Raw genomic sequence first — 23,587 nt, forward strand, 5'->3', positions numbered from 1 at the left:
ATAGTGTTTGGAAATCTGCTCGGAGATTTCCATGGACCCCGTCAACCTGTTCGATCTGGCTGCCCAGCAGGCTCGCTGGCTCTCAGTGCGCCAGAACGCCATCGCCGGTAACGTCGCCAACGCCAACACGCCCGGCTATCGGACCAACGACATCGAGCCCTTCGAGAAAGTGCTCGACCGTTCGCGCGTCGCCATGGCGTCGACCCAGACGGGCCACCTCACCGGCGGCGCCACTGAAGCCGGTTACGCCATCAGGCCGGAGGATCCCAAGCACGCCGTTCTGCCTTCGGACAATACGGTTGCCGTCGAGGAAGAGCTCATGAAAGCCGGCGAAGTCCGCCGCTCGTTCGAACTCAACACGGCCATCGTCAAGGCCTTCCACCGCATGATCATGCTGAGCACGAAGGCCTGACCGGGATGGATCCGCTCGTCGCCGCCCTCAAGGTCGCCGGTTCCGGTCTCGGAGCCCAGTCGGAACGCCTGCGCATCGTTTCGGAAAACCTCGCCAATGCCCAGTCGACCGGCAACACGCCGGGCGCCGATCCCTATCGTCGCAAGACCGTCAGCTTCGCCGCCGAACTCGACCGCGCCACCGGAGCCTCGACCGTCGAGATCGCCTCGATCGGCCACGACCAGACGGCTTTTCCGCTGGAGTTCCAGCCCGGCAACGAGGCCGCCGACGCCGCCGGTTTCGTCAAGATGCCCAACGTCAATGTCATCATCGAAATGGCCGACATGACCGAGGCCAACCGCTCCTATGAAGCCAACCTGCAGGTCGTCAAGCAGGCGCGCGAACTCATTTCCATGACGATTGATCTTATGAGGAATCAGTAATGATCGGCTCCATCAGCCCAGTCGGCACCCAGCTACTGTCCAAGCCGACCAGCGTTGTGCCCGAGGCCGGCGCGGCTGCGGCAGGCGGCGGTGTCGCCTCGTCCTTCGCCGCCGCCCTCGCCGACGCAGCGACCGAAGCGCACAACACCTTGCGCCAGGCCGAGCAGCTGTCGCTCTCCGGCCTTCAGGGCAAGGCCGACACGCGTGAGGTTGTCGATGCCGTGATGAGCGCCGAGCAGGCCCTGCAGGCCGCCGTCGCCATCCGCGACAAGATCGTCACGGCCTATCTCGAAGTCAGCCGCATGGGCATCTGAGGAACAACCCGATGAAAGCGCTTGCAATTGCCGCCACGGGCATGAATGCCCAACAGACAAATCTCGAGGTGATCGCGAACAACATCGCGAACATCAACACGACCGGCTACAAGCGCGCCCGCGCCGAGTTCTCCGACCTGCTCTACCAGGTCGACCGCACCCAGGGCGTGCCCAACCGGGCCAATTCGGCGATCGTGCCGGAAGGCGTCTCGATCGGCCTCGGCGTCAAGACATCTGCGGTGCGCAACGTCCACATCCAGGGCGTGCCGACCAACACCGGCAACGAGTACGATCTCGCGCTGACCGGCAAGGGCTGGTTCCAGATCGAAGGCGCCGACGGTCAGACGCTCTACACCCGCGCCGGCTCCTTCAACAAGAACGCCACCGGCCAGCTCGTCACCGTCGACGGCTTCAACGTCATCCCAGCGATCAACGTGCCGCAGGACGCCGTCGAGGTCATCGTCAACAATTCCGGCCAGGTCTTCGCCCGGCTCGACAACCAGACGGCGCTCCAGCCGCTCGGGCAGCTGACGCTTGCCAACTTCGCCAACGAGGCCGGCCTCGCGCCGCTCGGCGACAATCTCTTCGCCGAAACCGAAGCGTCGGGCGCGGCCAATGTCGGCATTCCCGGCGACCCCGGCTACGCCACCATCCGCCAGGGCTACCTCGAAAGCTCCAACGTCGATCCGGTCAAGGAAATCACCGAGCTGATTTCGGCACAGCGCGCCTACGAGATGAACTCCAAGGTCATCCAGGCGGCCGACGAAATGGCCGCCGTCGTCTCCAAGAACATCCGGTGAAGATTATGCGGCGACGGCACGCCCTCCTCTACATCCGCTCGGCAGTCCTTGCTTTCGCCATGCTTGGCGGCGCAGCGCAGGCTGCCGACCAGGAGGTCGTGCTCGTTCCCAACCGCGTCATCTATCCCGGCGAGACGATCGCCTTGTCCTCGCTCAAGGAAGTCACCCTCAAGCCGGGCAAGGTGCGCCCCGACGCAGTCGCCACCATGGCCGACGAGCTCGACGGCCGCATCGCCAAGCGTACGCTTTTGCCCGGCCGCTATGTTCCGATCACCGCGCTGCGCGAGGCCTGGCTGGTCGACCGCGGCGCTTCCGTTCAGGTCGTCTTCGCCTCCGGCCCGCTGATGATCTCGGCCGCGGCCGTGACGCTCGAGCCAGGTGCAGCCGGCGACGTCGTCAAGGTCCGCAACCTCGACAGCGGCAAGGTCTTCACGGGCACGGTCATGGCCGACGGCTCGATCCGCGTGGGTGCCATATGATCCGTAGACTGTTGCTCGCCGCAATCGCCGTGTTCGGCCTGCAAACCGCTTATGCCGACGGCCCCGATGGCGTTCCGGCCGGTCAGCTAAAGGCCGGCGGCAAGGCGGCTGCCGGCGGTTACGCCACAACCGAATTCGGCGGCGGCAATGGCGGCGACGGCGACTTCATCGCCACCTCGGGCGATGGCGGCCGTCAGACCACGCTCAATTCGGGCACCGCCGCCAATCTCGTCAATGTCCGCATCAAGGACGTCGCCTCGCTCCAGGAAGCCCGCGACAACCAGGTTGTCGGTTACGGTCTCGTCATCGGCCTGAACGGCTCGGGCGACAGCCTGCGCAATTCGCCCTTCACCGAGCAGTCGATCCGCGCCATGCTCGAAAATCTCGGCATCGCCTCCGAGGATGGCCGGGCGCGCGTTCGCAACGTTGCCGCCGTCATCGTCACCGCCAACCTGCCGGCCTTCGTCCAGGCCGGCGCACGCATCGACATCAACGTTTCCTCGCTCGGCGACGCCTCATCGCTGGCCGGTGGCACACTTGTGATGACCCCGCTCAAGGCGCCCGATGGCGAGATCTACGCCGTCGCCCAAGGGTCGGTGCTGGTCTCCGGCTTCAACGCGCAGGGCAAGGCCGAGCAGGTCACGCAAGGCGTTCCGACCTCCGGCCGCGTTCCCAACGGTGCCATCGTCGAACGCGAGGTCAAGGCCCGCTTCGCCGACGAGAACGTGCTCACGCTGCAGCTGTTCAATCCTGACTTCTCGACCTCGGTGCGCATTGCCGACGCCATCAACGACTATGCCCGCCACCGCTTCGGCAAGCGTGTCGCTGGCGAGCAGGATTCGCGTGTCGTCGTCATCCGCAAGCCCGAAGGCGTTTCGACCGCACGCTTCTATGCCGAGCTTGAGAACCTGATGATCATGTCGGACGTCCCCGCGCGGGTCGTCGTCGACGAGCGTACCGGCACCATCGTCATCGGCAACGAGGTCAAGATCTCGCGCGTCGCGATCAGCCACGGCACGCTCACGGTTCGCATCACCGAGCAGCCGCGCGTCGTCCAGCCCGAGCCGTTCTCGCGCGGCGAAACTGCGGTCGAAGATGCTACCGTCATCGAGACAGAGCGTGCCGATTCCAAGCTCGCCTTGCTCGACGGCCCGGATCTGCAGACGCTGGTCGCCGGCCTCAATCGCCTCGGCGTCAAGCCGGATGGCATCATCGCAATCCTCCAGGGCATCAAGTCGGCAGGCGCGCTGCAGGCCGACCTGGTGGTCCAGTAAGCCATGGCCATGACCAACGCCCTCTCGCACATCCGTCGCCACGCACTTGCCGCGGCAGCACTCGGCGTCGTCTTTGCCGGTGCCGCATCCGCCGAACAGGCCGCGCCGAAGGCGCCCGTGGTCCAGGGCACGCCGACGCGGGTCATCGAGCGCGAGGCCCCGAAGGAACCCGTCGAGGCTGCCGTGCCGCCGGTCGAACAGAGCGAGGTCGAGCGCTTCTGTTCCAACATTGCCGACGCTGCCCGCGACCGCCGTTACCAGTTGCAGGCCGAGGAGTTGAAGAAGCTGCAGGCCGAGGTCGACAAGCGCATCGCCCTGCTCGAGGAGCGCAAGACCGAATACGAAACCTGGCTGAAGCGCCGCGAGGTCTTCCTCGCCCGCGCCGAGGAAGGTGTCGTCCAGATCTATTCACGCATGAAGCCCGATGCCGCCGCCGAGCGCCTGGCGGTGATGAACACCGACCTCGCCGCCGCCATCATGATGAAGCTCGACGCGCGCAAGGCGAGCGTCATCCTGAATGAAATGGAAAGCAAGGTCGCGGCGGAACTGACCCGCATCATCGCGAGCGCCGCACGCCGGGAAGACCCCACATGATCAGAAAAGCCCTCCTCGCCGCAGCCATGGCCAGCCTTGCCGGCTGTGGCTCCAACCTCAAGGAAATCGGCAAGGAGCCGACGATGTCGGCCGTCGGCTCCGGCATCGAGGATGGCAGCTCGTCGATGTACCGCTATCCTGAATCGCCTGCCGCACCGCCGAAGCGCTTTTCGCTGTGGCAGGACAAGCAGAGTCGCATGTTCACCGACCCGCGCGCGCTGCAGCCGGGCGACATCCTGACCGTCAAGATCGAGATCGACGACAGGGCCCGTTTCCAGAACGAGTCCGAGCGCAACCGCGTCACCAACCGGACCATTGCCGCTGGCCTCAATGTCGAATGGGACGGTGCCAAGACCGGTGGCAAGGGCGATGGCAGCGCCGGCTCCAAGTCGATTTATTCCGGCGACGGCGCCACCACGCGGTCCGAGAAGCTCAACCTGCTCCTCGCCGCCGTCGTCACCGACGTGCTGCCCAACGGCAATATGATGATCCGGGGCTCGCAGGAGGTGCGCGTCAACGCCGAGCTGCGCGTCTTGACCATCGCCGGCATCGTCCGTCCGTCCGACATCGGTCCGGAAAACACTATTCCCTACGAGCGTATCGCCGAAGCCCGCATCTCTTATGGTGGCCGCGGCCGCATCACCGAGGTCCAGCAGCCGCCATACGGCCAGCAGTTCCTCGATCAGGTCCTCCCCTTCTAGGTCCGGGACATGTCAGACATAGATCAGTTCCTCCCCCAGAAGCCCGGCCCCTCGCTGGTCGTCCAGCTCGGCATCCTGGCGGTGCTGACCGTCGGAGCCATCGGCATGGGCTGGCTGTCGGGTGGCTACCTCAAGGGCGAGAGCACACCTGTCGAGCAAGCTGCTCCCGAAGCGCCCAAGGCCCACGCCGCCAAGGAAGAAGCGCCGGCCGAGCATGGTCCGGCCAGCGAAGCTGCAGGCACTCTGGTGCAATTGCCGGCCATCACCGCCAATCTCGCGGCACCCGACACGATGTGGATTCGCCTCGAGGTCTCGCTGGTGCTCGACGCGCCGCAATCCGCAGACCTCGCCGAGCGCGTCCACCAGGACCTGCTCGCCTACGTGCGCACGCTCCGGATCCACCAGGTCCAGGGCGCCAGCGCTTTCCGCCACCTCAAGACCGACCTCGACGAACGCGCCGCGATCCGCAGCGATGGCCACGTCAAGGAAGTGCTGATCAGAACGTTGCTCTTCGAATGAAAAAGTTCCTGGCCACCGCAGCCATCCTCGCTGGCGCAATTGCGCCGGCGAGCGCGCAGCAGCTCGACCTGAGCCAGCTCGGCAACACCGATGGCGCCACCATCGGTTACATCATCCAGATGTTCGGCCTGCTCACCGTGCTTTCGGTGGCACCGGGCCTGCTGATCATGGTGACCAGCTTCACCCGCTTCGTCATCGCCTTCTCGATCCTGCGCACCGGCATCGGCTTGCAGTCGACGCCGGCCAACCTGATCCTGATCTCGCTGTCTTTGTTCATGACCTTCTACGTCATGGCGCCGACCTTCGATCAGGCCTGGCAGAACGGCGTCAAGCCGCTGATGGACAACCAGATCACCCAGGTTGAAGCTGTCGACCGCATTTCCGACCCGTTCCGCACCTTCATGATGCGCAATGTCCGCGACAAGGACTTCAGCCTGTTCGCCGACCTCGCCCGCGAACGCGGCCAGACGGTGTCGGAAGACAAGGTCGACCTGCGCATCCTGGTCCCGGCCTTCATGATCTCCGAAATCCGCCGCGGCTTCGAGATCGGCTTCCTGATCGTGCTGCCCTTCCTCGTCATCGACCTGATCGTCGCCACCATCACCATGGCGATGGGCATGATGATGCTGCCGCCGACAGTGGTGTCGTTGCCATTCAAGATATTGTTCTTCGTGCTCATCGACGGCTGGAACCTGCTCGTCGGCAGCCTCGTTCGATCTTTCACCTAGATCACCGCGCGTCCGCTTGCGGGCGCGCCATCACCGGAATCCGGGATGACGGCCGCAGTCCGCTTTGCGCGAACTGCGGCCAACGTGTTTTTGGGGCGCGCACAAATCCCGGGAAAATCAGCAAGTTAATGCGCGTTAACCATACCGCTTAGACCTTTGGTAGCTTCTATCGTGGAGATTGCCGGGCATGGCGGGTGATCCTCACGGAGAGATCATGGGCATGATGCCGCTCCGCCATACCGGTCGATCCGGTATGTCCCTGTACCTTTGCATTTCCTAGGGGCGTAATTCCCATGTCCAGCATCAATACCAACGCGTCAGCAATGACGGCGCTGCAGACGCTTGCAGCCACCAACAAGTCGCTCAACGTCACCCAGGGCCGTATCGCCACGGGTCTCCGCGTTGCAGAAGCCTCCGACAACGCCGCCTACTGGTCGATCGCCACCACCATGCGTTCGGACAACAAGGCGCTTTCCACCGTTCAGGATTCGCTCGGCCTCGGCGCGTCGAAGGTCGACACCGCCTACACCGGCATGAACAAGGCCATCGACACGCTCAATGACATCAAGGTCAAGCTGGTCGCCGCCAACGGCGCTTCGGCTGCCGACAAGGAAAAGATCGACACCGAAATCAAGGCGCTGCAGAGCCAGCTGAAGGCCTATGCCGACGGCGCCACCTTCTCGGGCTCGAACATGCTTTCGGTCGACACGACGACCGGCCATGCCGTCGCCGGCACCGCCGACGACGTCAAGATCGTTTCGGCCTTCAACCGCGATGCATCGGGCACGGCCTCGATCTCGACCATCGACGTCAAGGTTCAGGACATCAAGCTCTATGACGCCTCGGCTGCCTCCACCGGCCTGACCGATGGTATCCTCGATGCACACCGCCTCGGCACCGGCGCGCGCGTCGCTGCCGCCTCGAACCCGACGGCCGGCGCTGCCGCTGTCGGCACCGACACCTACACCGTGGCGACGCTTTCGGTTAAGGGCTTCAGCGATACCCAGATCGGCGCCATGCTCGGCGTTGTCGAAGGCGCGCTGAAGGAAATGACGACTGCCGCCACCAACCTCGGCGCCGCCAAGAGCCGCATCGAGCTGCAGAAGGCCTTTACGTCCAGCCTGATGGACTCGATCGACCGCGGCGTCGGCCAGCTCGTCGATGCCGACATGAACAAGGAATCGACCCGCCTGCAGGCCCTCCAGGTCCAGCAGCAGCTCGGCATCCAGGCGCTGTCGATTGCGAATGGCAACTCGCAGTCGATCATGTCGCTGTTCCGCGGCTGACCGAACCGTCTCAGGCATTCCGTATCAGGACGGGCCGCACCTCAGGTGCGGCCCGTTTTGCGTCTGCCCGGAGCATTCAAAATAAATCCCAAGATTATCCGCAATGTTTCTAACGCTTAGCGATTTGGTAGGGAGTATCGGAGAGATTACCCGGCATGGCGGGTGATCCCTCGGGGATCATGGGCATGATGCCGCTCCGCCATACCGGTCGATCCGGTATGTCCCTGTACCTTTGCATTTCCTAGGGGCGTAATTCCCATGTCCAGCATCAATACCAACGCGTCAGCAATGACGGCGCTGCAGACGCTTGCAGCCACCAACAAGTCGCTCAACGTCACCCAGGGCCGTATCGCCACGGGTCTCCGCGTTGCAGAAGCCTCCGACAACGCCGCCTACTGGTCGATCGCCACCACCATGCGTTCGGACAACAAGGCGCTTTCCACCGTTCAGGATTCGCTCGGCCTCGGCGCGTCGAAGGTCGACACCGCCTACACCGGCATGAACAAGGCCATCGACACGCTCAATGACATCAAGGTCAAGCTGGTCGCCGCCAACGGCGCGTCTGCCGCCGACAAGGCCAAGATCCAGACCGAAATCAAGGCGCTGCAGGGCCAGCTGAAGGCCTATGCCGACGGCGCGACCTTCTCGGGTGCCAACTACCTCTCGGTTGCCTCCGACAAGAACGCCGCGGGCGCCGCAGCAGCCGCCGACACCGGTGTCCAGCAGGATGCCAAGATCGTTTCGGCCTTCAACCGCGACGCGTCGGGCACCGCGTCGATCTCGACCATCGACGTCAACGTCGAAGGCATCAAGCTCTATGATTCGGGTGCCGGCACCCCGGCCAACGTCAAGAACGCCGGTATCCTCGACCGCCAGACCGCAATCTGGAGCTCAAAGGCTGCCCAGACTGCCTACGACAGCGCCTATGCTGCCTCGGTGGCAGGTGGCGGCACCGACACCGCATCGGCGACGGCTGCCGCAACCGCGGCCGCAGCAGCTGACGGCACGGCTACGTCCATCGCTGGCGTCTCCGTCGCCAACCTCGACATCACCGCTGCCGGCGTCACCGACGCCTTCATCGGCTCGATGCTGAGCAAGGTCGAAGGCGCGCTCAAGTCGATGACGACCGCTGCAACCAACCTCGGCGCTGCCAAGAGCCGCATCGAGCTGCAGAAGGCCTTCACCTCGAGCCTGATGGACTCCATCGATCGCGGCGTCGGCCAGCTCGTCGATGCCGACATGAACAAGGAATCGACCCGTCTGCAGGCCCTCCAGGTCCAGCAGCAGCTCGGCATCCAGGCGCTGTCGATCGCCAACGGCAACTCGCAGTCGATCATGTCGCTGTTCCGCGGCTGATCGAACCGTCTCAGGCACATCTTGGGAAAACAGCTCGTCGATGCCGACATGAACAAGGAATCGACCCGTCTGCAGGCCCTCCAGGTCCAGCAGCAGCTCGGTATCCAGGCGCTGTCGATCGCCAATGGCAACTCGCAGTCGATCATGTCGCTGTTCCGCGGCTGATCGAACCGTCTCAGGCACATCTTGGGAAAATGGGCTGCACTTCGGTGCGGCCCATTTTTATTTCGGATCTTCTTCCGCTCGACACGCCACCGGGCAGCCCGGTCAGCCAAATATTCTACAAATCGGCGTTGGTTAATCGGCCATTTTCTCGAAAGTTAGAGTTTTAGAAATGTCTATACGACATTGATGCTTCATGGCGGGTGATCGACAACGATCATGGGCATGATGCCGCTCCGCCATACCGGTCGGTCCGGTATGTCCCTGTTTTTTGTTGTTTTTTCGGGGCGTATTTTCCCATGTCCAGCATCAATACCAACGCGTCGGCAATGACCGCGCTGCAGACCCTGTCTGCCACCAACAAAGCTCTCAACACCACCCAGGGCCGTATCGCAACGGGTCTCCGCGTCGCGGAAGCTTCCGACAACGCCGCTTACTGGTCGATCGCCACCACCATGCGTTCGGACAACAAGGCCCTGTCGACGGTCCAGGATTCGCTCGGCCTCGGCGCGTCGAAGGTCGACACCGCCTACACCGGCATGAACAAGGCCATCGACACGCTCAACGAGATCAAGGTCAAGCTCGTCGCCGCCAATGGCGCGTCGAACGCCGACAAGGCCAAGATCCAGACCGAAGTGAAGGCCCTGCAGGACCAGCTCAAGTCCTATGCTGACGGCGCGACCTTCTCCGGCACCAACATGCTGTCGGTCAACAGCGGCGCCGCCGCTTCTCCCGACGTCAAGGTCGTTTCGGCCTTCAACCGCGATGCATCGGGCACGGCCTCGATCTCGACCATCGACATCAAGGTCGAGAGCATCAAGCTTTATGAAGCCGGCACTGGCGTCGCCACCACCGGCAAGGGCATTCTCGACTCCGAGCGTACCTCTGCTGGCGTCGAAGGCACGGCCAATGCCGTCACCCTCGGCACTTACGATGCCGCCGACACCTTCCAGGTCGCCACGATGAAGCTGACGGACGGCACGCTGTTCGCCAACGACCAGCAGCTGACCCAGATGCTCGGCGTTGTCGAAAGCGCGCTCAAGGACATGAACACGGCCGCCACCGACCTCGGCGCCGCCAAGAGCCGCATCGAGCTGCAGAAGTCGTTCACCTCGAGCTTGATGGACTCCATCGATCGCGGCGTCGGCCAGCTCGTCGATGCCGACATGAACAAGGAATCGACTCGTCTGCAGGCCCTCCAGGTCCAGCAGCAGCTCGGCATCCAGGCGCTGTCGATCGCCAACGGCAACTCGCAGTCGATCATGTCGCTGTTCCGCGGCTGATCGAATCGTCTCTGGCATTTTGCATCAGAGCGGGCCGCACCTCAGTGCGGCCCGCTTGCGTTTGGGTCCGCACCCGTGTTGTCGCGCTGAAAGATCGAGGAAACTCCAAATATTTCAATGTTCTAACAAACGAACCTCATACGGTTGTTAGCAGTTCGGTAAGGTTAAGATGCGATAGTCCTTGGCATGGCGGGTGACCCCTTCTTGGCGATCATAGGCATGATGCCACGCCGCCATACCGGTCGATCCGGTATGTTCCAGTATTGCTTTTTCCTAGGGGCGTAATTCCCATGTCCAGCATCAACACCAACGCGTCGGCAATGACGGCGCTGCAGACGCTTTCCGCCACCAACAAGTCGCTGAGCACCACCCAGGGCCGCATCGCCACAGGTCTGCGCGTTGCTGAAGCTTTCGACAACGCGGCCTACTGGTCGATCGCAACCACCATGCGTTCGGACAACAAGGCGCTCTCGACCGTGCAGGATTCGCTTGGCCTCGGCGCTTCGAAGGTCGACACCGCCTATACCGGCATGAACAAGGCCATCGACACGCTCAACGACATCAAGGTCAAGCTGGTCGCCGCCAACGGCGCATCGGCTGCCGACAAGGAAAAGATCGACACCGAGATCAAGGCCCTCCAGAAGCAGCTCCAGGCCTATTCCGACGGCGCCACCTTCTCCGGTACCAACATGCTCTCGGTCAAGAGCGGTGCTGCGGCAACCGCAGCCGACGACGTCAAGATCGTCTCCGCCTTCAACCGCGACGGCGCCGGCTCCGCTTCTGTGTCGACCATCGACGTCAAGGTCGATGACATCAAGCTGTTCGAGACCGGCGGTGCTGCCGCCATCAAGACCGGCATCCTGGATGGCCAGCGTCTCGGCACCACCGGCGTCCGTGCCGCCCTGTCCGCCCCGACCCCCGGCACCGATGCCGCAACCGACACCTACTCGGTCATGACAGTTTCGGTCAAAGGCTACTCCGATGCGCAGCTCACCAAGCAGCTTGGCGTTGTCGAAGCAGCACTCAAGGAAATGACGACGGCCGCTACCAACCTCGGCGCTGCCAAGAGCCGCATCGAGTTGCAGAAGGCCTTCACCTCGAGCCTGATGGACTCCATCGATCGCGGTGTGGGCCAGCTCGTCGATGCCGACATGAACAAGGAATCGACCCGTCTGCAGGCCCTCCAGGTCCAGCAGCAGCTCGGTATTCAGGCGCTGTCGATCGCCAACGGCAACTCGCAGTCGATCATGTCGCTGTTCAAGGGCTGATGCCCCGGCGCCAAAACATCTCCAGTCGTGAAATCGGGCCGTACCCCATGGGTGCGGCCCGATTTCATTTTGCCCTGTCCGCCGCCTTCTCCTCGCCTGGCGGCGCCGGATAGCTTCGCGCAAGTTACGGCGAGCATAGATTCCGCCACGTAACGGTAAATGCGAAGGCCTGTCGTCGTGTGGTCTTTAATCTGCCGTTAACCATAAGTTCGTAGTTATGGTTAACCAATTGCTATGACGGTTCGGCTGCCACGGGCAGAACGTACGGCATCCGCAACCGGTTCGCGGCGGCAGATCGCGCGGCTCTGACAGAGGGGTTTATTTCGATGTCCAGTATTATGACCAATGCTTCGGCGTTGACGGCGCTTCAGAGCCTCAACACCACGAACAAGGCTTTGAACACCACCCAGGCCCGCATCTCGACCGGCTTCCGCGTCGCGGAAGCCTCCGACAACGCCGCCTACTGGTCGATCGCCACCACCATGCGCTCCGACAACAGGGCACTCTCGACGGTCCAGGACGCGCTCGGCCTCGGCGCCTCGAAGGTCGACACCGCATATACCGCGATGCACAAGTCGATCGACACTCTCAACGACATCAAGGTCAAGCTTGTCGCCGCCGCCAATGGCTCGGACGCCGACAAGAACAAGATCGACGTCGAGATCAAGGCGCTGCAGGCACAGCTCAAGAGCTATGCCGACAGCGCCAGCTTCTCCGGAGCCAACTGGCTTTCGGTCAATTCGACGACAGCTGCCGGCCATTCGGCGGCCGGCGTCCACAATGACGCCAAGATCGTTTCGGGCTTCATCCGCGACAACTCGGGCACAGTCACGCTGGCAACGATCGACATCAAGGTCCAGAGCGTGAAGCTCTACGACGCCGCAGCCACCAACAACGTCAACAAAGGCATCCTCGAAGGCCTTCGCCTCGGCACCACGGGCGTGCGCGACAACACCGCCGTCAACCCGACGACCCCGGGTGCAGCGGTTGCCGCCACAGACGGCTACGCCGTTGCGACCCTTTCGGTGAAGGGCTTCAGCTTCGACCAGATCCTGCAGATGGTGAAGGTCACCGAAACGACCCTCGCCGAGATGACCGACGCCGCCACCACGCTCGGCGCGGCCAAGAGCCAGATCGACCTTCAGAAGACCTTCACCACCAGCCTGATGGACTCCATCGACCGCGGCGTCGGTCAGCTCGTCGACGCAGACATGAACAAGGAATCGACCCGCCTGCAGGCCCTTCAGGTCCAGCAGCAGCTCGGCATCCAGGCGTTGTCGATCGCCAATTCGAACTCGCAGAACATCCTGTCGCTGTTCAAGAGCTGACGCCTCGGCCCCGAAAGCCGGTTTCGGCGTTCGGAAACGCCTGAATCCAGGTTGCACTTCGGCAACAACAATCCCGACGAAATGCCATGGGCCGCGCAACTTGCGCGGCCCATAACATTTTCGCACAAGCTTCGCGGGCTAGGGTCTCTCCGGAAAGTATTGCGGGGAACTTACGCACGTGCCCGAACAGCTACAGAGCATCGTCGCCAATCTCAGGAGTTTCGGCCCACGCCGTCTCGCCATGCTGGGTGGTATCGCAGCACTGGTGATCGCCATCGTCGGCGTGGCATCCGTCTATCTCAACCGTCCTGCCTACGAGACGCTCTATGTCGGCCTCGAACGCTCCGACGTGAACCAGATCGGCATGGTGCTGGGCGAAGCGGGCATCGGCTTCGACGTCGCCTCCGACGGCACCACCGTGCTGGTCCCAGCCGGCAGCACCGCGCAAGCCCGCATGCTGCTCGCCGAAAAAGGCCTGCCCACCAGCGCCAATGCCGGCTACGAGCTGTTCGACAATGTCGGCTCGCTCGGCCTCACCTCCTTCATGCAGCAGGTCACCCGTGTCCGCGCATTGGAAGGCGAGATCGCCCGCACCATCCAGTCGATATCAGGCATCAAGGCCGCCCGTGTTCACATCGTCATGTCCGAGCGCGCCAATTTCCGCCGCGACGAGCAGAAGCCGTCGGCCTCGGTCGTCATCCGCGCCGCCAGCATGGATGCCGACAAGAGCGCCATGTCGATCCGCCATCTCGTTGCCGCAGCCGTCCCCGGCCTCGATGCCGAGCGTGTGACGGTTCTCGATTCGAGCGGCAATTTGCTCGCCGCCGGCGACGACCCCAACAATTCGAGCGCCGCCCGCTCCATCGGCGTCGAGCGCACCGTCGAAACCCAGATCGAGGACAACATCCGCCGTGCGCTGGCAGCCTATCTCGGGCCGGACAATTTCCGCGCCAGCGTCAAGGCTGACGTCAACACCGACTCGCGCCAGACCGAAGAGACGATCTTCGATCCGGAATCACGCGTCGAGCGCTCCGTCCAGGTGGTCCGCGCCAACGAGAATTCCAACCAGAAGCAGTCGTCGACACCTGCCACCGTCGAGCAGAACCTGCCCGATGCCGAGGCCGCTGCCACCGACGGCCCGCAGTCGACCTCGGCCAGCGACCGCAAGGAAGAGATCACCAATTACGAGATGAACTCCAAGCGCATCGCCACGGTGTCGAATGGCTATTCGGTAACCAAGATGTCGATCGCCGTGGTTGTCAACCAGCAGCGCCTGGCAGCCATCCTCGGCAAGGACGCGACGCCCGAGGCCATCGCCGCCCGCGTCGCCGACATCCAGAAGATGGTGACCTCGGCCACCGGCTTCGACGAAAAGCGCGGCGACCTGATCAACGTCTCGGCGGTCGAGTTCATCGACGGCCTCGACGGCGAGGTCATCGAGAGCCCCGGCATCATGGCCTCGATCGGCCAGCACGCAGGAACGATGATCAACGCCGCAGCCTTCATCGTCGTCGTTTTCCTCGTCGCCTTCTTCGGTCTGAGGCCGATGGCAGCAGCACTGTCCGGTTCGTCCGCAGCTCCTGCCCTGCCCACCTTCGCCGGGCCGAGCTTCGAGGAGATGCAGCGCGCCTTGCCGAATGCAGAGGGCATGGCCTCGTTCGAGGAAGAGCCCGCCGCATTGTCCGACCAGCGGCCGCACGCCATGGACGACCTGCGCAACAAGCTGCGCCCTGCCCCGCAGGACCGCCTCGCCCGCATGGTCGACATCAATGAAGAGCGCACCGCACTGATCCTGCGCAAATGGGCCGGTAACGAGGTTGCCGCGTAATGTCGATCGCAGCGCTTTTTGAACGGCTGACCGATTTCGCACCGCTCGCGCCAAATCCGCATCCGCATGCCGGCCAGCCCGAGACCTCGGCCACGGAATATCCCAAGGCGGTTCCGGATCTGGATATCCCGGCAATCGTCGCCGAAGCCGTCGCCCAGGCCGAGGCCGATCTGACCACACGCCTGAGCGAGGAGTACGAGCTGGTGCTCGAGGCCGAGCGCCAGCGCCACGCCGAGGAGGTCGCCTCGCTTGGCGCCCGCTTCGGCAGCGAGGCCGGCGAGGTCATCGCCAAGCGCATCGCCGAGATGGAGACGCGTATCGTCCACCTCACCACCGACGCCGCCGCCCGCGTTGTCGCGACGCTGGTCAGTGACGACATCCGCCAGCGCTCGATCGATGCCCTGTCCAGCGCCATCATTGCCGCCTGTGCCGACCGCGAAGCGGTGCGCATCAAGGTCAGCGGCCCGCAGTTCCTGTTCGACGCGCTCGCTGCAGCCATCGGCCATCGCATCGACAATGTCGACTTCATCGAAGCAGTCGGCTTCGATCTCAGCGTCGCGATCGACGACAACCTGTTCGAGACCCGCCTCGGCGAATGGTCTTCGGCGCTTTCCGAGACCTTGCCATGAACGGTCCTGACGGCGCCGAGCCACGCCACGAGATCGTCATCGTCAGGCGAGCCCATTCCGACCATGACGACGGCCACCATGGCGGCGCCTGGAAGATCGCCTTCGCCGACTTCATGACGGCGATGATGTGCTTCTTCCTCGTCATGTGGCTGATCAGTGCCGCCAACGAGCAGACCAAGGCGGCTGTCGCCAGCTACTTCAACCCCGTCAAGCTGGTCGACCGCAATGCCAGCCGCAAGGGCCTCGAAGAACTCGGTGACGGTCCCAATTCGGTCGGCCTGACTGCCGAGAACCCGCAGGAAGCCAGCGCCAAGGCAGGCTCCGATGGCCGCGGCAATGCCGGCCCGTCGACGGAGAAAAACTCCGCTGACGCCAGCCCTGCCGCCAACCGCTCCGACGAGCACCTGTTTGCCGACCCCTACGCTGTGCTCGCCGAAATCGCCCAGGACACCGGCGCCAAGGCCAACATCTCGGAACGCAGCGAAGGTGGTGCCCAGAATGCCGGTCCGGCCAGCGGCGCCTCTGGCGGAGAAGCCTATCGCGATCCGTTCGCACCCGATTTCTGGACCGAGCAGGTGGCAACGCCTGCCGCCGAAGCAAGTGCCGAGCGCGCCGCGATCGAAGGCGAACCGGCAAAGCCCGGCGACAAGACCGAGCGTTCGGCCAAGACCGATCCGGTGAAGGCCGAAGAACAACAAGCCAAGCCCGCCGAGCAGGCGCCACCAGTCCAGGCAGCACCGGCTCCCGCAGCGCGCGAAACCGCCGCCAAGCCGGGCGATGCTCCCGAGCGCGACACCAACGAAGCTGGAGAATTGGCCGAGGCGCCAAAGCCCAGGGACGAGGCACCGACACGCGAAACCGTCAACGATGCCGACGCCATCCGCCGCGAACTCGCCGAGGCGATCAAGTCGGGCGGCGCCCTGCCCGACGGTCTCTCGGTCGTCGCCACAGACAAGGGCGTCGTCATCTCGGTCACCGAGCAGTTCGATTTCGGCATGTTCGAAATCGGCTCCGCCGTGCCGCGCAAGCAGCTTGTGCTCGCCATGGAAAAGATCGCCAAGACGCTTGCCACCCACGAGGGCAACATCTCGATCAACGGACACACCGACGCGCGTCCGTTCCGTGGCGGCGGCTATGACAACTGGCGCCTGTCCACCTCGCGCGCCCACTCAGCCTACTACATGCTCGCCCGCGCCGGGCTTGACGAAAAGCGTATCGTCGAGGTCGCCGGTTTCGCCGACCGCAAGCTGAAGGATAAGGCCGAACCGTTCTCGGCCACCAATCGGCGTATCGAAATCCTGCTGGAGCGCGCCGAATGAGGCTGGCGGCAACCCTGTCCGGTGCCGCGCTGATCGCCCTGCTGGTCGCGGGCGTACCCGGCCGTGCCGTGGCCAGCGATGCGCCGGCGCTCGAGCCTTACCAGCTGGTGCGCTGCCTGCAGCTGTTGCAGGACCGCATCGCCTCCGGCGATCAGGCTTCGCTGCCGTTGCAGCGCCGGCTGCTCGAAATGACCGACGAGCGCATGCGAACCGCCGATGTCGACGCATTCAAAGATCCCAAGAATTTTCGCGCCCTGCTGATCTATGCGATGAGCGGCGGCAACCCGCTGACCATCGAGCAGGTGGTTTCGCGGCTGGAGCTTGAAGAGGCCGACCAGAAGCTGGCGCAAGGCGTCATCGATTATCTCCGAGGCAAGCCCAAGGGCACGGTGGAGGCGCTGGCCGCGATCGACCCGCTGACGCAGATTTCTGAACTCGGTGCCTTTCTGGCGCTGGTCAAGGGTTCGGTCAGCATCGCCGAACAGCCCGAGCAGGCGATGAAGCTGTTCGATCAGGCCAGACTGCTCAGCCCCGGCACGCTGGTCGAGGAAGCCGCCCTGCGCCGCTCGGTTGCGCTCGCCAGCCGGCTCGAAGATGGCGGCCGCTTCCTGCGCAACTCGACGCAATATGTTCGCAGCTACCTGCGTTCGCCTTATGCCAGCCAGTTTGCCGATGCCTTCGTTGGCGGCGTCGTTGCCCTGCACAAGTCGATCAATCTCGACACGCTCGCCGAAATCACCGCGATGATGGACGCCGAGCAGGAACGGGTCGTCTATCTCCGTATCGCCCGCCGTGCCGCCATCGACGGCCTGACCGAACTGTCCACCTTTGCCGCTGCCAGGGCCGTGAAGAGTCGTGACGGTGCACCCGGCGGTGCTGACCCGCGCGCCCAGCTTTATTCCGGCCTGTCGTCGGTCACCTCCGGCACCGCCGCAGACATACTTGGCAAGCTCGGCGGCATCGATCGCGACAAGCTGTCCAAGGGCGACCGCGCCTTGCTCGACGCCGTCGAGGCCGTTGCCTCGGAGCTGACGTCGGCTGTTCCGGCGGCACCCGCAAGCGCATCGAAACCGCTGGATATCGGCGATCTGCCGCCGGCGGCGATCGAGATCACGCCGCCACCGGCGGATCCGATGATCCCCGACGCCGTCGAGGCATCTGCAGAGGCTGCGCCCGCCCAGTCGGCGGCCCCCGAGGTCCCGGCAGCAGCACCCGCGTCGCCTCCGGCTGAGCAGCCGGCAACGGTCGCGGCGCCCAGGGTCGTGCCACTGACAGTGCAACAACAACCGGAACCAGCGGAACCGGAAGATCCCAAGATCACTGAAGCGCGCCGCACGCTTGAATCCATTGACGAACTGCTAGGAGGCTCCCCCAAATGACCGACGCCATCAGCGCGGCCCTGGTGAGCCCGCTCGCGCGCCATTCATCCGGCCATGAGCGCAATGCCCTCGCCAGCAATGACGACCAGCCTGATTTCGGCCAGGCGCTGGGCTCACCGAACAAGGGCGAGCCGAAATCGAAAGGTCATGCCGCCGATCACGATGCCCCGCGCCAAAAGGGCCTGAACAAGCTCGCAGAGCGGCTTGCCGCACGTGACGCGCTCGCCGAAGCCGAGGGCAAAACACCCAGGATCGGCGAAGCTGCCGAGGACGCGACACCCGAAATAGCCGAGCCACAGCCGGATGCCACGACGAAGGACGTCAAAGCGGAAAAGACCGAAGAGCCTGCATTGCCGCTGGTGCTTGCACTGAGCGAATTACGCAAGGCGGGCGCCCAGCCGGCAAAGGCTGGTTCCGCCGACGCGACCGAAGTCGAGGAGAGCAAGGCCAGCGCACAGCCAGAGGCTGCAGGCGATGCGTCTGAGCCGGAACTCGCAGCCCTCGTCACGAGCGGCAAGACCGCGCGCCAAGCTACCACCGGAGCCGCGCCGCAGTCCGCGGCACCTGTTTCGGCACCCGCGACAGGCTCCACGCCCGAGACGCAGCAGGCAGCACAATCCGGCACGCCGGAAACCGCCAGCGACGTCGCAGCCAGGGTCGACAAACCGGCACGACCGACACCTGTCAGGCAAGCCGAACAACCCTCCGTCGGCAACACCGTCACCGTCATGTCGGAGCAGTCGATCCCCGCACCGGCGAGCACTGGCGGGGGCAGCACCGCGGGTGCGCTGGCGCTCGACATCGCCTCCGCGGCTACGCGCCATGTCGCTGCCGTATCATCGGTCCAGCAGCTCCAAAACAGCGCATCCAGCACACCCGGCGCGCAGGCTCTCAAGATCCAACTGCGCCCCGTCGAACTGGGCATGGTCACAGCCAATCTTCACCTCGCCGGCGAGCAACTGTCGGTTGAAATCGAGGTTGAGAACACCGAGGCCTACAACAGGCTTTCGTCCGACCGCGAGGCGATCAACAGCGCCCTTCGCGGCCTCGGTTTCGACGTTGACCGCGTCACCATCCTGCAGCCGCAGTCGACGAATGCCCGCGCTGACGGCGGCGCTGCCAACGGCTTCGCAGGCCGTGACCAGGCATCCGCCCAGTCGGGCGGGACAGGTGGTGAAGGTGGCAATTCCAGCAATGGGCGTCAGAGTGGGAACGCTGCAAATGACGAAAGCAATTCGCGCAACATCTCGTCGTCTGGCGCTGATCGCCCTGGCAGCAGCCGCTACATCTAGCGCCGCCACCACGATCGCTGCAGCTGCGGCCAATCCGTGCGAGCCTGAGATCCTGCGCGCCGCCGACCGCTACGGCGTGCCGGTGGGCATTCTCTATGCCGTTGGTCTGACCGAAACCGGAAAGAAGGGCAGCTTGCAGCCTAACGCCTTGAACATAGAGGGAAAAGCCGTCTTTCCCAGGAATGAGGCCGAAGCCGTTGCGGCCTTCGAGACTGCGCGTCGCGAAGGCAAGACACTGATCGATCTCGGCTGCATGCAGATCAACCACCGATACCACGCAACCGAATTCCGCTCGGTGCGCGACATGCTCAATCCGCGCCTCAATGTCGACTATGCCGCGCGCTTTCTCGTCAGCCTGCACTCGCGTCATGAGTCCTGGTCGATGGCGGTCGCGCGTTATCATGCCGGCCCCAACAACGACCCTGCACAAAAACGCTACGTCTGTCGCGTCATCGCCAACATGGTCGCCACCGGCTTCGGCCGCTGGACGGAAAACGCCCGGACCTTCTGCAACCCATAGGCGTTTCCAGCCGAACCGAACCAGACACGGGCCGTTACCCCACCCCTCATTACAGGCTTGCGCAAGGATGCACGCATATCGTGCAACCTGTTCAACCCATGCGATTCCAGACTCCCTAAAAAATAGCGGCAAGAATTCACGATTGGTCGCCTTGGTCCCGACCCATTACCGATTGGTTAACAGGGCATTTTTACTGATTCGGGGGCGGAATCATGATCGTAATCGTGGACGAGCGAGAGCTCGTCACCAACGGATATAATTCACTCTTCGACCGGGAAGGTGTGGCGTGCGCAGGCTTCCGTTCGACCGAATTCGGCGAATGGGTTTCCAGCGCTCCCGACGAGGATCTGCGTTCCGTTCGCGCCTTCCTCATCGGCGACTGCAACGAGGGTTCGATCTCGCCGCGTCAGCTGCGAGACCGTACCAAAGCCCCGGTCATCGCCCTCAGCGAACAGAACAACCTCGAAAACACGCTCAAGCTTTTCGAGTCGGGTGTCGACGACGTCATCCGCAAACCCGTCCACATTCGTGAGATCCTTGCCCGCATCTCGGCCATCCGCCGTCGCGCCCAGGAAGACACCGGCTTCACCCAGATCGGGGCAATGCGCATCTTCATGGACGGCCGCGACCCCGAGATCGACGGCGAGCCGATGCCGCTGCCGCGCCGTGAGCGTCGCATCCTTGAGTATTTGGCAAGCAACAGCGGCCGTCGCGTCACCAAGACCCAGGTCTTCAACGCGATCTACGGTGTCTTCGACGAAGAAGTCGAAGAAAATGTCGTCGAAAGCCACATCTCGAAGCTGCGCAAGAAATTGCGTGAGCGTCTTGGCCACGACCCGATCGATTCGAAGCGTTTCCTCGGCTACCGGCTGATCGTCTGACCAGCCTCGCGCAAGACATGCCACGTAACTTCACCAGCGTGGCATGAGATTTGAGGAGACCACCGATGAGCCTTTACGGAATGATGCGAACCGGCGTTTCGGGCATGAATGCCCAGGCGAACCGGCTGTCGACGGTCGCCGACAACATCGCTAACTCGAGCACGACCGGCTACAAGCGCGCCTATACCGAATTCTCGTCGCTGGTGCTGCCCAGCACGCCCGGCGCCTACAATTCCGGCGGCGTCACCACCAAGGTTCTGAACGCAGTCGCCAAGGACGGCACGCTCCAGTACACGACGTCGGGCACCGACCTCGCGGTCCAGGGCAACGGCTTCTTCGTCGTCCAGGACGCGTCCGGTTCGCCCTACCTCACCCGCGCCGGTTCGTTCGTGCCCGACGGCCAGGGTCGCCTCATCAATGCCGCCGGTTACCAGCTGATGGGCTACAGCTACGCAAATGGCATTCCGGCCGCCACCGCCAACGGCTTCGATGGCCTGGTGCCCGTCCAGATCTCGAGCTCCGAGCTCACCGCGCTGCCGACCAAGAACGCCACCTTCACGGCCAACCTGCAGAGCGACGCTGCCGTCTCCGCCGGCCCGCTCCCGAGCACGAATGCCGCCGGCGCGACCTATACGTCGAAATCGTCGATGGTCATGTACGACAATCTGGGCGCCAAGAAGATCGTCGACATCTACTACACCAAGACCGGCGCCAATACCTGGGACGTCGCCGTGTACGACCAGTCCAAGGCGGCGGCCGGAACCTCATTCCCCTATGCCGCAGGCGGTCTGCTGACCAACAGCACCATGACCTTCGACGGTACCACCGGCAAGCTGACCAGTGCCGGCAGCCTCAGCTTCACCGTCCCGAACGGTGCGCCGGTGACCCTCGACATCTCCAAGATGACGCAGCTGGCATCGCCCTACACCGTGACCAAGGCCGTTGCCGACGGCAACGGACCGAGCACCATCGAACGTGTCGAGATCGACACCGACGGCACCATGTACGCCCAGTACGCGGACGGTTCGATGAAGCCTCTGTTCAAGATTCCTCTGGCCGACGTGGCAAGCCCCGACCGTCTCAACAGCCTTTCGGGTAACGTGTTCCGCGAGAGCGCCGACTCCGGCCCGGTCCAGATCGGCTTCGCCGACTCGGGCGGCCTCGGCAAGATGATCTCGGGCGCGCTCGAAAACTCCAACGTCGACATCGCCGAGGAACTCACCGCGATGATCGAGTCCCAGCGTAACTACACTGCCAATTCCAAGGTCTTCCAAACCGGAGCGGACCTGATGGATATCCTCGTCAACCTGAAGAGATAGGACTGACGGGCTTATCGCCCGCTGGAAAAACATAGCATGTCGCTGTCGTCTGCCATTAGCATAGCCCAATCTGCGCTTCGCAACACGTCGCGCCAGACAAGCACTGTTTCCCGCAACGTCGCGGATGCATCAAATCCTGACTACGTGCGCCGCACAGCCGTGCTCGCCAGCACCGGCCCCGGGGCGCGCGTGGTCGAAATCCAGCGTGCGACCAACGAGCAGCTGTTTCGCCAGAACCTGTCTGCCCTGGCCGACTTCACCGGCCAGAACACCCTCCTGGAGGGGCTGCAGAAACTTTCGCTCGACGTCAACGGCTCGGAAAACAAGGGCTCGGTCGCAACCCAGCTCGGCAAGTTCCAGCAAGCGCTGCAGCTTTACGCGGCAGCCCCCTCCAACCAGAACCTCGGCACGGCGGCGATCGACGCCGCCCGCCAGGTGGTGCGCTCGCTCAACGACGGCAGCGATGCCATTCAGCGCATCCGCACCGAGACCGACAGCGAGATCGCGACCACCGTCGATGATCTCAACAGGCTGCTCGCCGATTTCGAGCAGGCCAACAAGACGATCATCCAGGGCACCCGCGCCGGCCGCGACGTCAACGACTCCCTCGACCAGCGCGACGCCATCCTGAAGAAGATTTCCGAGATCGTGCCGATCTCGACCTTCAAGCGCGGCGACAACGACATGGTCATCACCACAGGTGATGGCACCACCCTGTTCGAGACCGTCCCACGCGCGGTCACCTTCCAGCCGCTGGCGGGTTACTCCGCCGGCGTGACCGGCAACAAGATTCTCATCGACGGCGTGCCGCTTCAGCCAGGCGTCGGCGCCAACACCAACGCCGGCGGCAAGCTCGCCGGCATGATACAGCTCCGCGACAGTGTCACCACCACGATGCAGGCGCAGCTCGACGAGATGGCGCGCGGACTGATCACCGCCTTCTCGGAGACGGCACCAGCCCTTGCCGACCAGGCCGGCCTGTTCACTTGGTCCGGCGGCCCGGCGGTCCCGCCGGCGGGCGTACTGGTCAATGGCCTTGCGCGCTCGATCAAGATCAATCCGGCGGTCGACCCGCAGATCGGCGGCAATCCCAAGCTGTTGCGAGATGGCGGCATCAACGGCGCGGCCTATGTCAAGAATCCCGCCAGCAACGCTTCTTATGCCGACCTGCTGATCTCTTATGGCAACCGCATCGACCAGACGATGACTTTCGATCCGGCCGCGGGTATCGCCACAAGCTCGAGCCTCAGCACCTTCTCGACCAATTCGATCGGCTGGTTCGAGGGCATGCGCAAGCAGGCGGACACCGCCGCCCAGACCAAGGAAGCGCTGGCTATCCGCACCGCCGAGGCCCTGTCAAACGATACCGCTGTCAATGTCGACATCGAGATGTCGAAGATGCTGGAACTCGAGCAGTCCTATCAGGCCACAGCCCGGCTGTTGAAGGCGGTCGACGACATGCTGGCAGCCCTCCTGGGCGCGGTGAGATAGCGC

Annotated in this window: 24 protein-coding genes and 1 pseudogene; all 25 read left to right on the forward strand. The window is 63.7% G+C overall.

All coding sequences use genetic code 11. The features are described 5' to 3' along the window. Window positions 1-31 precede the first annotated feature (31 nt). The 25 genes and pseudogenes from flgB (at window position 32) to flgK (ending at window position 23,584) form a co-directional block, all read left to right on the forward strand. The gene (flgB, locus tag Amn_RS21480; RefSeq protein WP_067958577.1) at window positions 32-412 is read left to right on the forward strand and encodes a flagellar basal body rod protein FlgB; all 381 of its coding nucleotides are present in this window, start codon (window positions 32-34) and stop codon (window positions 410-412) included. A gap of 5 nt (window positions 413-417) precedes the next feature. Further along, window positions 418-834: a flagellar basal body rod protein FlgC gene (gene flgC, locus Amn_RS21485; RefSeq protein ID WP_067958576.1), complete on the forward strand. Its 417-nt coding sequence runs from the start codon at window positions 418-420 to the stop codon at window positions 832-834. After that, on the forward strand, window positions 834-1,148 hold the full coding sequence (gene fliE / locus Amn_RS21490) for a flagellar hook-basal body complex protein FliE (protein ID WP_067958573.1): 315 nt from the start codon (window positions 834-836) through the stop codon (window positions 1,146-1,148). The genes flgC and fliE overlap by 1 nt, the downstream gene beginning before the upstream one ends. A gap of 11 nt (window positions 1,149-1,159) precedes the next feature. After that, a complete protein-coding gene (gene flgG / locus Amn_RS21495; RefSeq protein ID WP_067958571.1) occupies window positions 1,160-1,948 on the forward strand; it encodes a flagellar basal-body rod protein FlgG in 789 nt (262 codons plus the stop codon). A 59-nt stretch (window positions 1,949-2,007) separates the two neighbouring features. After that, window positions 2,008-2,427: a flagellar basal body P-ring formation chaperone FlgA gene (gene flgA, locus Amn_RS21500; RefSeq protein ID WP_246340990.1), complete on the forward strand. Its 420-nt coding sequence runs from the start codon at window positions 2,008-2,010 to the stop codon at window positions 2,425-2,427. Beyond that, the gene (locus tag Amn_RS21505) at window positions 2,424-3,701 is read left to right on the forward strand and encodes a flagellar basal body P-ring protein FlgI (protein ID WP_067958568.1); all 1,278 of its coding nucleotides are present in this window, start codon (window positions 2,424-2,426) and stop codon (window positions 3,699-3,701) included. Before flgA ends, Amn_RS21505 begins: the two co-directional genes overlap by 4 nt. 9 nt (window positions 3,702-3,710) lie before the next feature. Further along, window positions 3,711-4,295, forward strand: coding sequence for a MotE family protein (locus tag Amn_RS21510; protein WP_154386450.1), 585 nt, complete (start codon window positions 3,711-3,713; stop codon window positions 4,293-4,295). Further along, complete coding sequence (gene flgH, locus Amn_RS21515; RefSeq protein ID WP_067958564.1) at window positions 4,292-4,996, forward strand: flagellar basal body L-ring protein FlgH; 705 nt, start codon at window positions 4,292-4,294, stop codon at window positions 4,994-4,996. The genes Amn_RS21510 and flgH overlap by 4 nt, the downstream gene beginning before the upstream one ends. Window positions 4,997-5,005: 9 nt before the next feature. Next, on the forward strand, window positions 5,006-5,515 hold the full coding sequence (locus Amn_RS21520) for a flagellar basal body-associated FliL family protein (RefSeq protein WP_067958562.1): 510 nt from the start codon (window positions 5,006-5,008) through the stop codon (window positions 5,513-5,515). Continuing rightward, window positions 5,512-6,243: a flagellar type III secretion system pore protein FliP gene (gene fliP, locus Amn_RS21525; protein ID WP_067958555.1), complete on the forward strand. Its 732-nt coding sequence runs from the start codon at window positions 5,512-5,514 to the stop codon at window positions 6,241-6,243. Before Amn_RS21520 ends, fliP begins: the two co-directional genes overlap by 4 nt. Window positions 6,244-6,536: 293 nt before the next feature. Beyond that, window positions 6,537-7,529: a flagellin N-terminal helical domain-containing protein gene (locus Amn_RS21530; RefSeq protein ID WP_067958545.1), complete on the forward strand. Its 993-nt coding sequence runs from the start codon at window positions 6,537-6,539 to the stop codon at window positions 7,527-7,529. Between the two features lie 258 nt (window positions 7,530-7,787). After that, window positions 7,788-8,885, forward strand: a complete 1,098-nt coding sequence (locus Amn_RS21535; RefSeq protein WP_067958540.1) for a flagellin N-terminal helical domain-containing protein — start codon at window positions 7,788-7,790, stop codon at window positions 8,883-8,885. 30 nt (window positions 8,886-8,915) lie between these two features. Further along, window positions 8,916-9,050, forward strand: a pseudogene (locus Amn_RS21540) (flagellin); the annotation flags it as partial. Between the two features lie 296 nt (window positions 9,051-9,346). Continuing rightward, window positions 9,347-10,330: a flagellin N-terminal helical domain-containing protein gene (locus tag Amn_RS21545; RefSeq protein ID WP_067958538.1), complete on the forward strand. Its 984-nt coding sequence runs from the start codon at window positions 9,347-9,349 to the stop codon at window positions 10,328-10,330. Between the two features lie 290 nt (window positions 10,331-10,620). Beyond that, window positions 10,621-11,598: a flagellin N-terminal helical domain-containing protein gene (locus Amn_RS21550; protein WP_286291746.1), complete on the forward strand. Its 978-nt coding sequence runs from the start codon at window positions 10,621-10,623 to the stop codon at window positions 11,596-11,598. A 326-nt stretch (window positions 11,599-11,924) separates the two neighbouring features. Then, window positions 11,925-12,926 carry a flagellin N-terminal helical domain-containing protein gene (locus tag Amn_RS21555; protein ID WP_067958535.1) on the forward strand — a complete coding sequence of 334 codons (1,002 nt, stop codon included), beginning with the start codon at window positions 11,925-11,927 and terminating at the stop codon, window positions 12,924-12,926. A 178-nt stretch (window positions 12,927-13,104) separates the two neighbouring features. After that, complete coding sequence (gene fliF / locus Amn_RS21560; RefSeq protein WP_067958533.1) at window positions 13,105-14,754, forward strand: flagellar basal-body MS-ring/collar protein FliF; 1,650 nt, start codon at window positions 13,105-13,107, stop codon at window positions 14,752-14,754. After that, a complete protein-coding gene (locus Amn_RS21565) occupies window positions 14,754-15,383 on the forward strand; it encodes a hypothetical protein (RefSeq protein WP_067958527.1) in 630 nt (209 codons plus the stop codon). The genes fliF and Amn_RS21565 overlap by 1 nt, the downstream gene beginning before the upstream one ends. Beyond that, window positions 15,380-16,702, forward strand: coding sequence for a MotB family protein (locus Amn_RS21570; RefSeq protein WP_286291754.1), 1,323 nt, complete (start codon window positions 15,380-15,382; stop codon window positions 16,700-16,702). The genes Amn_RS21565 and Amn_RS21570 overlap by 4 nt, the downstream gene beginning before the upstream one ends. After that, window positions 16,699-18,081 (forward strand): MotC family chemotaxis protein, encoded by a 1,383-nt coding sequence (locus tag Amn_RS21575; protein WP_286291756.1) that lies wholly within the window; start codon window positions 16,699-16,701, stop codon window positions 18,079-18,081. The genes Amn_RS21570 and Amn_RS21575 overlap by 4 nt, the downstream gene beginning before the upstream one ends. Then, window positions 18,078-19,373, forward strand: coding sequence for a flagellar hook-length control protein FliK (locus tag Amn_RS21580; RefSeq protein ID WP_286291759.1), 1,296 nt, complete (start codon window positions 18,078-18,080; stop codon window positions 19,371-19,373). The genes Amn_RS21575 and Amn_RS21580 overlap by 4 nt, the downstream gene beginning before the upstream one ends. Then, entirely contained in the window at window positions 19,303-19,893 is a 591-nt protein-coding gene (locus Amn_RS21585) for a transglycosylase SLT domain-containing protein (protein WP_154386454.1), read from the forward strand. The genes Amn_RS21580 and Amn_RS21585 overlap by 71 nt, the downstream gene beginning before the upstream one ends. 212 nt (window positions 19,894-20,105) lie before the next feature. Further along, window positions 20,106-20,774, forward strand: coding sequence for a response regulator transcription factor (locus tag Amn_RS21590; protein ID WP_067958516.1), 669 nt, complete (start codon window positions 20,106-20,108; stop codon window positions 20,772-20,774). A 65-nt stretch (window positions 20,775-20,839) separates the two neighbouring features. After that, window positions 20,840-22,093, forward strand: coding sequence for a flagellar hook protein FlgE (locus tag Amn_RS21595; protein ID WP_067958514.1), 1,254 nt, complete (start codon window positions 20,840-20,842; stop codon window positions 22,091-22,093). A 36-nt stretch (window positions 22,094-22,129) separates the two neighbouring features. After that, window positions 22,130-23,584: a flagellar hook-associated protein FlgK gene (flgK, locus tag Amn_RS21600; RefSeq protein WP_067958512.1), complete on the forward strand. Its 1,455-nt coding sequence runs from the start codon at window positions 22,130-22,132 to the stop codon at window positions 23,582-23,584. Window positions 23,585-23,587 lie beyond the last annotated feature (3 nt).

Origin of the sequence: Aminobacter sp. Y103A, from assembly GCF_030294925.1 — a bacterium.
GTDB classification, from domain to species: domain Bacteria; phylum Pseudomonadota; class Alphaproteobacteria; order Rhizobiales; family Rhizobiaceae; genus Aminobacter; species Aminobacter ciceronei.